This window comes from Ancylothrix sp. D3o (genome assembly GCF_025370775.1).
In the GTDB taxonomy this organism is placed as follows: domain Bacteria; phylum Cyanobacteriota; class Cyanobacteriia; order Cyanobacteriales; family Oscillatoriaceae; genus Ancylothrix.
The window spans coordinates 138,666-153,069 of sequence record NZ_JAMXEX010000009.1 but is presented as its reverse complement, the minus strand read 5'-3'; the positions used below and the strand labels follow the sequence as shown (position 1 = coordinate 153,069).

General features: G+C 43.0%; 7 protein-coding genes. 5 read left to right on the top strand and 2 right to left on the bottom strand.

Annotation, left to right across the window (positions count from 1 at the left end):
• Positions 1–68 precede the first annotated feature (68 nt).
• From NG798_RS16470 to NG798_RS16460, 3 genes are all read left to right on the top strand, one after another.
• Positions 69–5,414, top strand: coding sequence for an AAA family ATPase (locus tag NG798_RS16470; RefSeq protein WP_261224775.1), 5,346 nt, complete (start codon positions 69–71; stop codon positions 5,412–5,414).
• Between the two features lie 122 nt (positions 5,415–5,536).
• A complete protein-coding gene (locus NG798_RS16465; protein ID WP_261224774.1) occupies positions 5,537–6,286 on the top strand; it encodes a DUF561 domain-containing protein in 750 nt (249 codons plus the stop codon).
• A gap of 120 nt (positions 6,287–6,406) precedes the next feature.
• Complete coding sequence (locus NG798_RS16460; protein WP_261224773.1) at positions 6,407–7,258, top strand: hypothetical protein; 852 nt, start codon at positions 6,407–6,409, stop codon at positions 7,256–7,258.
• A gap of 16 nt (positions 7,259–7,274) precedes the next feature.
• Here the strand turns inward: NG798_RS16460 and NG798_RS16455 are convergent, their stop codons facing one another.
• Together NG798_RS16455 and NG798_RS16450 are read right to left on the bottom strand one after the other, a co-directional pair.
• Positions 7,275–7,766, bottom strand: coding sequence for a hypothetical protein (locus tag NG798_RS16455; RefSeq protein WP_261224772.1), 492 nt, complete (start codon positions 7,764–7,766; stop codon positions 7,275–7,277).
• 128 nt (positions 7,767–7,894) lie between these two features.
• A complete protein-coding gene (locus tag NG798_RS16450) occupies positions 7,895–10,486 on the bottom strand; it encodes a M1 family metallopeptidase (RefSeq protein ID WP_261224771.1) in 2,592 nt (863 codons plus the stop codon).
• Between the two features lie 309 nt (positions 10,487–10,795).
• Here NG798_RS16450 and NG798_RS16445 point away from each other — a divergent pair, with 309 nt between their 5' ends.
• Together NG798_RS16445 and hflX are read left to right on the top strand one after the other, a co-directional pair.
• Positions 10,796–12,424: a DUF3352 domain-containing protein gene (locus NG798_RS16445; protein WP_261224770.1), complete on the top strand. Its 1,629-nt coding sequence runs from the start codon at positions 10,796–10,798 to the stop codon at positions 12,422–12,424.
• 147 nt (positions 12,425–12,571) lie between these two features.
• The gene (gene hflX, locus NG798_RS16440) at positions 12,572–14,293 is read left to right on the top strand and encodes a GTPase HflX (RefSeq protein ID WP_261224851.1); all 1,722 of its coding nucleotides are present in this window, start codon (positions 12,572–12,574) and stop codon (positions 14,291–14,293) included.
• Positions 14,294–14,404: the final 111 nt, after the last annotated feature.

The window sequence follows — 14,404 nt, the reverse complement described above, 5'->3', positions numbered from 1 at the left end:
CTATGGGTTGTAGAGCCAAAATCGTTAGTATTAGCTAAAAATTTTGCTGAAAAAAAACTGGAGATAAAATGACGGTGACAATTTCAGGCTATAACGTTGTGGCTAAACCGGTTCACGAAGGAATCAAAACAATTATTTATCGAGCCACAAACCAGTCATCTCAAAGCTCTGCCATCGTCAAAACGTTGAAATCGGAATATCCCAGCTTGGAAGAAATCACCCGATTAAGACACGAATATAAAATCTTGCAACATCTGCAAATCGATGGGGTGATTAGGACGTTGGGGTTAGAAAATAATCAAAACGGTTTAGCGCTGATATTAGAAGATTTTGGCGGAAGTTCACTCAAAGAATTTTGTACGGATAAAGAGATTTCGCTGAAATTATTTTTAAATATTGCTCTAATACTTGCTTCAGCGTTGGGAGAATTACACCAAAAAAATATTATTCACAAAGATATTAAACCTCACAATATTCTGATTAAACCTCAAACGTTTGAAGTCAAACTTATTGATTTTAGTATTGCCACGCGCCTGTCGAGAGAAACCGCAGCAACGAGCAATCCTAACTTATTAGAAGGTACGCTGGCTTATATGTCGCCAGAACAAACGGGACGGATGAATCGCTCAATTGATTACCGGACTGATTTTTATTCTTTGGGGGTGACTTTTTATGAAATGTTGGCCGGTAAATTGCCTTTTGAGGCGACCGATCCAATGGAATTAGTACACTGTCATATTGCTAAACAACCGCTGACGCTAGAGGAAATTAGGCCAGAAATTCCGCAGGCGATTTCGGCAATTGTGATGAAACTTTTAGAAAAAAATGCTGAAGATCGCTATCAAAGTGCATTTGGGTTAAAAGCGGATTTAGAAAGATGTTTAAAGGCGCTGGAAAGTACGGGAAAAATTGAAAACTTTAACCCCGGAGAGCGGGATAAATCAGGACAATTTTTGATTCCGCAAAAGCTTTACGGAAGGGAAAAAGAAGTCGAAATTTTACTAGATGCTTTTGAGCGCGTAGGGGCCGGTAAAAGCGAAATAATGCTAGTTTCTGGCTATTCGGGAATTGGCAAAACTTCGGTGGTAAATGAAGTGCATAAGCCCATTGTCCGGCAACGCGGATATTTTATTTCTGGCAAATTTGACCAATTTAAACGCAATATTCCCTACGCCGCAATCATTCAGGCTTTCCAAGAACTTATCCGCCAATTGCTAACAGAAAATTGCCAAAATCTTGCTCTGTGGAAAGAGAAGTTATTATCTGCATTAGGGCAAAATGCACAAGTGATTATTGATGTGATACCTGAAGTGGAATTAATTACAGGCAAGCAGCCAGCAGTTCCTCAATTAGGGCCGGCAGAATCACAAAATCGCTTTAACCGGCTTTTCAAAGAATTTATCCACGTTTTCACGAATAAAGAGCATCCCCTGGTTGTGTTTTTAGACGATTTACAGTGGGCTGATAGCGCATCTTTAAAGCTAATTCAAATGCTTGTTAGCGATGCAGAAAGTCAATATTTATTGATGATTGGAGCCTATCGAGATAACGAAGTTAGCCCCACCCATCCCCTCATTATAACCCTTGACGAAATTGAAAAATCCGACGTTATTATTAATAACATTATCTTGGAATCATTAAATAGAATCACCATCAATCAATTGGTAGCCGAAACATTAAATAAAGCAGAAAAATCCCAATTTTTGGCAGAATTAGTTTTTAATAAAACTCAGGGTAATCCTTTCTTCTTAACGCAACTTTTGCAAACCCTCAATGCAGAAAAACTTTTGCAATTTGATTTTAATGAGGGGTGTTGGGTTTGGGATCTTAAGCAAATTCAAGCCATTGGCATCACTGATTACAACGTGGTGGAACTGGTGGCGAGAAATATTCAAAAACTCTCTGATGAAACCGTGCAGGTTTTAAAATTAGCCGCTTGTATTGGCAATTCTTTTAACTTGGATGTTTTGGCAATAGTTAATGAAAAATCTGTGTTTAGTACCGCAGATGCTTTGTGGGAAGCACTGCAAGCCGGTTTGATTTTACCCCTCAGTAATGCTTACAAAATTCCTCTCTTTTTTGATCAAGAAAAACACGGCACTTTAATTATTGAAGATGTGCGCGTGGCGTATAAATTTTTACATGACCGCGTGCAACAAGCCGCCTACTCGCTAATTCCCGAAGAGGAAAAGAAAGCAACTCACCTAAAAATCGGGAACCTGTTGTTAGAAAAAATCCCCCCAGAAGCACTGGAAGAAAATATTTTTGATGTCGTTAACCAGCTAAATATGGGGGTGGAATTAATAACCAGCCAAGCTGAAAAAGATCAACTCGCTAAGTTAAATTTAATTGCCGGGAAAAAAGCAAAATCTGCCACCGCTTATGAAGCTGCTGTGCGATATTTGAATCTGGGGATGAGTTTACTGGCAGAAAATAGCTGGCAGACTCAGTACGATTTAAGTTTTAATGTTTATATTGAAGTCATAGAAGCTGAATATTTAAATACCAATTTTCCGATAGCAGCGAAGTTAGCTGAAATCGTTTTAGAACAGGCAAAAACTCCGCTAGAGCGCATTGAAGTCGAGCATCTAAAAATTCAGTTTTATATGGCTCAAAACCAAATGCAACTCGCTATAGATACCGGCTTGCAGGCGCTTGAATTACTGGGGGTGAGTTTAGACAATACCAGCTTGTCAGAATTGCCGGTTTTGCCAAAAATGGAAGATTTAGAAAATATCCCCGAACTTACAGATCCTTACAAACTAGCAGCCTTAAAATTACTACTTTCTTTAATTGCACCGGCCTATGTAATGAAACCTGAACTGTTGCCGGTCGTGATTTTAACCATCATCAATTTCTGCATCGAAAACGGACATTCTCCTCTCGCAGCTTACGCTTATGCTTGGTATGGTTTATTGCTGACCGGCGCTTTCGGAGATATCAACACAGGATATTATTCCGGTCAACTTGCTTTGCACTTATTAGAACAATTTAACTCCCAATCTTTTAAATGTAAAGTATATGACTTATTTTACAGCGGAATTTCCCCTTGGAAACAACATATCAAAGAAAGTTTGCCAGGTTTTCAAGAAGGCGTTCAAAGCGGTTTAGAAACCGGCGATATTGAATGGACAAGTTATAATTCTATGTTTTATTGCGCCTACCTCTTATTGATAGGCGAAGAACTGGAAACAATCGAAAAAAACCAAAGCGTATATATAAACTTACTTTTAAAACTCAAACAAGAAGCCGCAATTGCTTATGCAAAAGTCTGGAAGCAGTTAACTTTAAATTTGCTAGGCAAATCTACAAACAAAACCCACTTGATAGGCGAAAGTTTTGATGAAACCATCATGCTGAGCCAGTTAAAACAAACCAATAACGGCCTAGCCATTTTTGCAGCTTATCAAGCAAAATTGATGCTATTATACTTGTATAAAGATTACCCCCAGGCAATTGCAGCATCAAATTTAGCCGCAGAATATGCCGGTGCTGCCACAGGATTAGCAACAGTTACCACTTACAATTTTTACAGTTCTTTAGCCCTACTCGCTCACTATTCAAGCGTCAACCCAGACGAACAAAAAAACTACCTCCAGCAAATAGAAGCCAATCAAGAAAAAATGAAAATATGGGCCTCTCATGCGCCCATGAACTACCAGCATAAATATGATTTAGTTGCAGCAGAAAAAGCCCGAATTTTTGGGGATGTTTTAGAAGCAATTGATCTATATGAGATCGCTATTAGAGGGGCAAAAGAAAACGGCTATATTCAAGAAGAAGCCCTCGCTAACGAACTTGCAGCCGAATTTTATCTCGGTTTGGGTAAAGAAAAAATTGCCAAAATTTACATGACTGATGCCTATTATGGCTATATTCGCTGGGGGGCAATTGCTAAATTTAAAGACCTCGAAGAACGCTATCCGAAATTAATTATCCGCACACCTCGCACCGAAATTTCCGACCTCGAAATTACCCGCATCACCCACTCTACTACCGGCGGTTATTCGCAATGGTTGGATCTGACAACCGTTGTCAAAGCCTCGCAAGCACTTTCAGGGGAAATAGTCCTCGAAAATTTGCTAGAAAAATTAATGAATATTGTTTTAGAAAATGCCGGTGCTCGTAAAGGTTGTTTGCTTACTTTTCAAGACGATCAATGGTTGATTTCCGCAGAATGCAACCTCGATCAAGAAAATGTTGAAGTTTTGCAGTCTCTTTCGCTTCATGCCAAACAAAATCTGCCGATCTCCGTTATAAACTTTGTAGAAAAAACGAAAGAAACACTTGTGATAAACGATGCCACAAACGAACAACCTTTTGCCCGCGATGCCTATATTTCAGAGAAAAAACCTAAATCAATTTTAGGGCTGCCGGTGATTTATCACGGCAAACTCACCGGCATTCTTTATTTAGAAAATAACCTTACTTCCGCAGTTTTTACCGCCGAACGAGTCGAAATTTTAAAAGTTTTAACTTCTCAACTTGCCATCTCCATAGAAAACGCCCGTCTTTATCAACAAGAACGCGAAAAAACCCAAGCTTTAGAACAATCTCTGCAAAAACTACAGCAAACCCAATCTCAACTTGTCCACACAGAAAAAATCTCAAGTTTAGGTCAACTTGTGGCCGGTATTGCCCACGAAGTTAATAACCCCGTCAGCTTTATTTCTGGCAACCTCCACCACGCCACCGAATATCTCGAAAACTTGCTTGTTCACCTCAAACTTTATCAAGAACACCTCCCCAACCCCCCGGCAGAAATACAGGAAAATGCCGAAGATATTGATTTAGAATTTTTGCTTGAAGATTTGCCAAAAATGCTATCTTCAATGAAAGTAGGCACAGATCGCATCAGCGAGATTATGCAGTCATTGCGAAACTTTTCCCGCGTTGATGAAACCTTACCCAAACCGACAGATATTCACAGCGGTATTGATAGCACTTTAATGATTCTCCAACACCGACTTAAAGCAAAACCCGAACGTCCCGCCATTGAAGTTATTAAAAATTATGGCAATTTACCTTTGGTTGAATGTTATGCCGGCCAGCTTAACCAAGTTTACATGAACCTGATCGCCAACGCCATTGATGCAATAGATATGGTAACAAATGATGGGGCATTAGACCCCAGCAAAAAATTGCCTAAAATTCCTCAAATTATCATCCAAACCGGCCTAGAAAATAACCATGTTTTTATCAAAATCAAAGATAACGGCCCCGGCATGACAGAAGCAGTTCGTATGCGTTTATTTGAAGCTTTTTATACCACTAAATCTGTGGGCAAAGGCACAGGCTTGGGGTTATCTATTAGCTATCAAATAATCACCGAAAAACACGGCGGAAACCTCAAATGTATTTCAGCCCCCGGAGAAGGCGCTGAGTTTATTATCGAACTTCCTTTGTGCCCGTAGAGATATGGCAACGACAATCAAAAATCTCTATTCTTCGATTTAAAATCACCTTGCCTCTGGATTCTCGCTCCAAATAATGACAAAATGATTAATCTAACACTCCACAAAACTCGAAAAAAACTATGACCATCCCTACAACTCTCCAACGTGCCCTCGAAGCCGGCAACGCCCTCAAAATTATCAGCGGTTTGACAAATTTTGATGCCAACCGCGTCGCCTCTGTTGTTCGCGCTGCTGAACTTGGCGGTGCAACTTTTGTCGATATCGCCGCTGATCCCAATTTGGTGAAATTAGCCAAAAGCTTGACAAATTTACCAGTTTGTGTATCTGCCGTTGACCCACAGAAATTTGTCGAAGCTGTAGAGGCCGGTGCAGACTTGATCGAAATCGGGAACTATGACGCCTTTTACGCCGAAGGACGCCGGTTTGAAGCCGCAGAAGTCTTGCAAATCACCCGCGAAACCCGCGCCTTGTTGCCAGAAATCACTTTATCCGTGACCGTTCCCCACATTTTGGCCCTCGATGAACAAGTGAAACTGGCCGAAGAATTGGTCAAGGCCGGTGCAGACATCATCCAAACCGAAGGCGGCACCAGCAGCAACCCCAAAGCCGCCGGCAGCCTTGGTTTAATCGAAAAAGCCGCACCCACCCTCGCCGCCGCCTATGAAATTTCTCGTGCTGTGAGTGTGCCGGTTTTGTGCGCTTCTGGCATTTCCAGTGTCACCGCTCCTCTGGCCATTGCTGCCGGTGCTGCCGGTGTTGGCGTCGGTTCTGCCATCAACCGTCTTGACAGCGAAATTGCAATGATTGCAGCCGTTCGCAGTATTGTTGAAGCGCTTTCTACAGTTAGCGCCTCTGTTGCCAATGTTTAATTTTTAACCGCAGATAAACGCTGATAAACGCAGATAGGTTATGTGTGTCCATCTGTGGGGCGGGCATCCTGCCTGCCTTATATCTGCGGTTAATTTCAAAACTTTAAACCTTTTACTTTTATGCAAATTAAAAACATATTAACTTTCGGAATCCTCGTTTTACTAAACTTCAGCGTGCCGGCCCAAGCACAAAATGCACAACCAACTCAACGGCAAATGAAAGCCGATGAAGCAGGGGCAACAAGAGCAGAAGTTTCCTATGAAGAACAAGATTTTTATATCAATAACGTCCGTTTGTTCATTTTACGAGACGGTAAACCTATCTTAGAACAACCTATCGTCGTTAAACAAATTGATCCAAAAACAAACGCTGTCGAAGAAATTACCCAATTTTTAGGAGTCTCAGAACCCAAAGTTATTGATTTAGATCAAGATAATTATCGAGAAATTGCCCTTTCTCTTAGCACTCGTGGTGCTCATTGTTGTTCCTACACATTGATTTATACCTATAATCCAGCAAACGATAGCTACAACCGGCTACAAGTTGATTGGGGTAACTTTCCTAGCGCCGGCAAATTAGAAGATATCGACGAAAATGGCACCCAAGAATTTATTGCCAGAGATGACAGATTTTCTGGAGAATTTGCCGGTTATGCCGGTTCATTTCGTCCCATCCAAATTTGGCAATACCGCAACGGCAAAATGCTAGATGTCACCCGCAACTATCCCAAAATTGTCTATAACGACGCCTATCAATTTTGGCAATTTTATAACACCGAACTGCGCCGACAACCTAACCCTAACCTGCCGCAAATTCAATCCGTCTTCGCCGCCTATTTAGCCAACAAATACCTCCTCAATCAACAAGCAGACGGCTGGAAACGCATTAGAGAACTATATAATTTCAGTGACCGGCAACAATATTTTACCCGCCTCGAAAAATTCCTCAAAGATGCCGGTTACAGCCCCTAAACACCCTCAACCAAACCTACAAACCCTCACTTACCCAAACTTTTAACCAATTTTTTATCCGCGAAATTTGATAATGGAAAACACAAATCATCACCGTATAAATAAACAAAACCTGAGCCGCTAAAATCTGCCAAAACTCCCCAAATCCAACATAATAATAGCCAAAATAAAAATAAAAAACCAACATCCCCAAAACACCAACAAGCTGAACTGTAATCAACCGAAACGATAAATTAATCACCGTCCCCTCCCCACGACTCTCAATCGTTCCCCGCGTAATCAAAGTCCACTCCTTATGACCAAACGGGCCGGTTAACTCAAAAACATTGCTAGAAAAAAAGCCCGTAAAACGCTTTTTAGACCAACCCCGAAAACCCTCCCGCAACTCAATTTCACCCGTCTTTAACTTGTAGGACAAACTGCGGGAAACCAGACGAGGTTTTAAATCAAAATAAATCTCAGATTCCGCAACAGGAAAAATATATGAAACCCAATTTTTTAAATTCATAATCCTAATTATGCCCACCGGCCTCTAAAAAGGTAAACATAGCCCACCCTACATCATTAAACATTTCCAAAAACCTATGTGGGGCAGGCAGGATGCCTGCCTTTAATAAGCTTTTTTGGAGATATCTATTACTTAGCCGCCTTCGCCTCCAAAGACTCCAACCGGCTCTTTAACTCCTGATTTTCCTTCTTAAGCTCATCCACCTCCTCGCGTAACTGCTTGACCGCCTTATCAGCACCGGCATTTTTTTGCACCTTAGCAATCGCCTCCTCAGCAATCCGCTGCACTCGACCATCAGCCGTTTGATCCGCCAAAAACTGCAAAATTCCGATAGCCTTAATCGTTTCCATTTGCCCAAGTGCCACAACCACCGAAACCTGAGTTAAGAAAAACGACTCCCGCGCCAACACACTTAAACGCTCCAAAATGCGCTGCAAATTAACAGCATCCTGCCCAGTAGAAATCGCCCCCAAAGCACGAATCGCCGCCAAACGTAGAGGCTGCGGAACACCCAAATCCGTATAATTTAAAATCAAATCCAACGCCTCCTCCGACGTTTTCATTTGACTCAAACCCCCCATCGCACCGGCCCGCACAATCTCATTCCAACCGGCCCGATTTTCCAGCACCCATTTTAACAACTTCAAAACCTTTTCTTCCTTCGGCTTCTCCTTCAACTTAGCCCCAGCAATTCCCCCAATCGCACGACAAGCAGCAGCCTCCACATAATAACTAGCATCCCCCTCATCCACCAAAGGTTTCAAAGCCTTATAACTCTCATGCGTCTTAATAGTAGCCAAAGCCTCCACCACAGCAAAACGCACATCAGCACTCTTATCCTTTAACCCCTTTATCAAAGCATCAAAAGCCTGATCCAACTTAATTTCACCTAACAGCTTAGCCACCTCTGCACGCACACCCCAAAAACCATCATTTTGCAGAGCCTTAGACAAAGCCTTCACCGCCTCCAAACCACCTTTTTTTGCCAAAGCTTCCGCCGCAAAAATTCGAGAAAGCGGATCAGAATCATACTTTAACTGAGCCTTCAACTCCGGCACCGGATACTCCAGCGCCACAGTTTTTAACAAATTATTCCCCGCATCAAAACTAATAAACTGCGGCTTATCTGCCAACGGAAAATAAAAACTTTGTTCCCGTTCATGCACCCGCACCGTAAACGTTTTCAAACTCACCTTTTCCGATTTTTCTTCAACATAACCAAAACCAATCGGAAGCTTTAAATCAAACAAATCCTTACTATTACCATCCTTTGCCTGAGTTTGAGTAACAGTAACTTTCGCCAATTTACTATCCCCATCCCAAGCATAAGCCACCTTATAATCAGGATGACCACCGCGATAAACAAACTGGTCAAACAAAAACAGCAAATTGCGTCCCGAAGCCTTTTCAATAGCCCGCAACAAATCCACCGTTTCCACCGTTGCATGAGCATTATCTTGGACGAAAGTTTGCATCGCCTTAAAAAACAACTCATCGCCCAATTCAGCCCGGATCATGTGATAAACACAAGCACCTTTTTCATACAAATGCCGGTCATATAACTCAATCGCTTCGCGGTAAACATGAGTCACAATTGGGCGCCGATACCGGCCACTATCTTCTGCCAAATAATTGCGAGCTTCCTTAAGCCGGTAATAAGCCGCCTCCTGAGCCCCATACTCAACATCAGTCCACAAAACCTCAGAATAAGAAGCCATACCCTCCTTAATCCAAGCATGAGACCAATGCTTAATCACCACCAAATCCCCAAACCATTGATGCGCCAATTCATGCGCCACCAAACTTTCCGTAGAACGATTATCTAAAGCCGCCCTTTCATCTAACAAACAACGGTCAGTCAACAAAGTTGTAGAAGTATTTTCCATCCCCCCAAAAATAAAATCATCCACACAAACTTGCGCGTATTTCGGGAAAGGATAAGGATAACCGAAAATTTTACTAAAATACTCAATCATCTGCGGAGTTTTGCCCATACTCCGCAAAGCATCATCAGCCCGCCGTTTCTCCACATAATAAGTAACCGGCTTACCATTCCAACTATCAGAAAACTCCGCAAAATCACCCACCGCCAGAGTCATCAAATAAGTAGGGTGAACTTCTTTCTGTAACCAGTGATAAATTTTATCCGCACCGGCCTCCTCACAAGAAATCAACTCCCCATTAGAAATAGCCAAAAACTGCTTAGGAACCCGCACCCGAATTTCCGAAGTAGCCAACTGACCTGGATAATCAAAACAAGGAAACCAGAAACGAGAATCCTCATCCTCACCCTGAGTCCAAACCTGCACCGGCTTATCCGGGTAATGCTTAGTAGGGCCAACAAAATAAAGACCGCGCTGAGGATTTTCTACCCCATAAACAATATCCAAAGTAATAGAATCCCCCGCCACCGTAGACGAAGATAACTTAATTTCTAACTTTTCCCCATCATAATCAAACTGTTGTTCATCACCAGCCAACTTTACCGAATTTATCTGCAAATTCACCGCATCCAAAGTCAAAAAATCAATACCACTTCGCACCGGCTTCAAACGAATACTGCAAACTCCCTCAAAACTTTTCTCAGGAATATTCAAAATCAAATCTAAAAAAATATGCTCAACCTGTCCGGGCCGGTCAGGGTTATAATGCGGACGAGCACCCGGTAACTCAAAAGACTTGTGACCATTAGACTCAACATCAAAGTATGACTGCAACATGAGAAACTTACCCGCCTACAATAAACTCGAATAAAGCCAAATTACTTAAACATTTAACAGAATTCGTTATTTTACCAGAATAGCGCGAACCGGCCAAACCTTGCACCCCTCCAGCACCACACCTCACAAAACCGTATACAAGACGCCCAAAAAACATCTGTGGGGCGGGCATCTTGCCTGCCTAACATCTGCGGTTTATTTTATATTCCCCCTATACAAAACCCAAACCACATAAAAAAATAATCCTTATCATAGGAAAATGGACAAGCACCACTGAATGTAATAAAAGACCACCACAAAAAAACCAAAATGCCCGAACAAAAAAGACCCCTAATCATCGCCGCCGCAACCGCCGCACTTCTAGCCGGCACAGTAGCAGCCTACCTGTACATCAAACAAAACCTAGACAAACAAACAACCCCCTTAGAAAGCGCCAACCTAGTGCCCCAAGAAGCCCTAATGGCCGGCTTCATTAGCACCGACAACCAAACCTGGGCAAAACTACAACAATTTGGCACACCACAAGCCCAACAAATAGCCGCCGGCATCCTACAAAACCTCCAAACCCAAATCTTAACCGACAGTAACATTAACTTTGAAAAAGACATCAAACCTTGGATGGGAGGAATAATGTTTGCCCTCATGCCCCAACCAACCCAAACCACAGAACCAAACTTATTACTTATAATTGGCATTAAAAATAAAGTAGCCGCCCTAAACTTTGCCAACCGGCTAAAAACACAAAACCAAGCCACCCTCCAAGAAAAACAACATCAAAACATCACCTACACAAATATCACAGAAAAAGCCGGTAGCACTTACAATACCGCCGTTGTTGGCGAACATTTACTAATAGCATTTCAAGAAAAAACCCTCCTCAGCGCCATCGACACCTTCAAAGGAAAACCCTCCTTTGCCAAGAACACAACAGCCGCCCCACTATTAGCAAAAGGTGCCGGTTTAGCAAACCCCATAGCCCAATTTTACCTAACCGACTATAGCCAATTAATCAAACAATATTATCTCAACCAACCCGACGCCCCCAAAGTTTCCCCCCTAGCCCTCAAACAACTCGAACAAGTAAAAGCAGTTGTAGGCGGAATTGGCAGCGACTCAGAAGGCTTACGTTTCAAAGCCAACGCCCTCTTTAACCCCCAAACCGTCAAAAACGAATTTAAGCCCAGCCCCGGAAAAATCATCAACCAATTTCCCCCCCAAACCTTCGCCGTAATTACAGGTTCAGGGCTTAATAAATATTGGAGTGACCTCGTGCAAGAATCTCAAACCACTCCCGAAATTAAAGAATCTTTAGATGGCCTAAGAGAAAGCTTAAAAAATACTGTAAACCTCGATGCCGACAAAGAAGTTTTTAACTGGATAGATGGAGAATTTGCCTTTGGTTTTATTGCCTCAAACCAAGGAATATTATCACAATTTGGCTTTGGCAGTGCCTTAATTTTAGAAACCAGTAACCGCCAAGCTGCCGAAGCCAGTCTCAACAAATTGCAAACAATTCTGCGGCAAAACGTCCCCTTTCTTAGCAGCAGTCAAAGAAAACTCAACGGCCAAGAAATTACCGAATGGACAATCCCTCAAGGCACAGTTTTAACTCAAGGTTGGTTAAATGATAAATCAGTATTTCTCACCCTTGGCCCCTTAGCAGATACCTTGATGTCTGGCGGTAATTCTCTACAAACAAGCCAAACCTTTAAAACCACCACCGGCACTCTACCCAAACCCAATCAAGGATACTTTTACATGGACATGGAAAAAACTTCAACAGTCGTAAATAACCTCACCCAAACCGCCGGCGCCCCCCTTCCGCCAGAAACAAGCGCTATCTTAAACTCCCTCAAAGGAATTGGCGCCACCGCTAACTGGCCAGACAAAACAACATCTCAGGTAGAAATTTTATTTTCTCTCAAGAAAAAGTCCTAAAGCCCAAAACCCAGCGCCTCAAGAAGCCCCTCAAAAACAACCAAAACCTTCTTGAACCCTAAAGGAATATGACACTTTCTAGGTCAGCAAGATAAGATAACCATAAAGGTCGTTATTGGAGGGGCCAGCAACCTGGTCAAAAGCTCTATCGAAACTATCTACGGAAACTTACAAGGACTCAAAGCCAGCCAACTCAAACAACTAGAACGCCTCTATCACCAGCGCCTCCCAGGAGATCAAATTACAACAACCGAATTTGCCCAAAGACTCGCCGCCATCAGCACAGAAATTGACGAGCCGGTTTGTATTTACATTAACCGGCGCGGACAAGTGATCCGCGTTGGCGTTGGTACACCCCGTCAAACCCAAATTCCCCCTCTGGAGTTACCCCGTTATGGTGCAGGCCGGCTAAGCGGCATTCGCTGTATTGCCACCCACCTGAAATCAGAACCTCCCGGCGAAGCTGCTCTCACTTCAATGGCGCTACAGAGACTCGATGCCTTAGTATGGCTGACACTCACTGGGGCCGGTTTTGAAAGACGCGGCGGTGGCGCCACCGGCTACATTAAAGAAACCTATCTTGCCCATCTAATCCCTCTCTCAGACGAGGCCGAAAATGGCGCTGCTGATAATGCAATTAAAAATACATTTGTTTCAGCAGAACAAAGTTTAGAGAGCATTGCCAATCAAGATTTTTTAGAATTAGTCGATTCCTTAGAAGCAGAATTTGAGCGCGAATTTGTTGCTCAACAAGTCAGCGCCGATCAAGACCGTGTTTTGTTAGTAGGAGTAATGACTGACCATACAAGTCGTCAACAATTTGAGGATGGTTTAGCAGAGGTGGCGAGGTTAGTTGATACCGCCGGTGGAATTGTTTTACAAACCATGCAGCAGCGCCGATCACATCCTCATCCTCAAACCGTTGTCGGCGAAGGAAAAGTCCAAGAAATTGCCCTGGCGGCGCAAACAGTTGGCGCGAATTTAATTGTTTTTGACCGCGATTTATCACCGGCCCAAGTCCGCAATTTAGAAACCCAAATTGGCATTCGAGTTGTAGACCGGACTGAGGTAATTTTAGATATTTTTGCTCAACGCGCCGGCAGTGGGGCTGGGAAATTACAAGTTGAATTAGCCCAACTTGAATATATGTTGCCCAGGCTCACCGGCAGAGGTCAAGCCATGTCTCGTCTCGGTGGCGGTATTGGTACCAGAGGGCCGGGGGAAACAAAACTAGAAACAGAACGCCGTGCTATTGCTAAACGCATTGCTCGTCTGCAAGAAGAAGTTAATCAGTTACAGGCCCACCGGTCGCGTCTTCGCAACCGCCGGCAACATCAAGAAGTGGCTTCCATTGCTATTGTCGGTTATACAAACGCCGGCAAATCAACGCTGTTAAATGCTCTCACTAATTCTGCGGTTTATACAGCAGATCAATTGTTTGCCACCCTTGACCCCACCAGCCGCCGGTTGACCATTCCTGATGCAAACACCGGCGAACCTCACTCAATTGTATTAACAGATACAGTCGGATTTATTCACGAATTACCCCCTGCTTTAGTAGATGCTTTTCGGGCAACTTTAGAAGAAGTCACAGAAGCAGATGCTCTACTACATTTGGTAGATTTATCCCACCCCGCTTGGCAAAGTCAAATTCGTTCAGTAATGACAATTTTGTCAGAAATGCCCCTGGCTCCAGGGCCGGCTTTGGTGGCATTTAATAAAATTGATCAAGTAGACGGAGAAACTTTAGCGGTAGCACGCGAAGAATTTCCCAATGCTGTGTTTATTTCTGCCTCTAACGCCCTTGGATTGGAAACTTTACGCCTGCGTTTAGGTCAGTTGATCCACTTCGCCGTCTCCGGTGGCTAAAGAAATTTTCTCAGGTTGATGGGTGATCAGTTGGGAGTTTCTTCTGTCAAAAGAATTAAATATTCCTTCAGACAAGGGCCGGTGAAAAATCTTTCTGGGGCGGGATTCTTT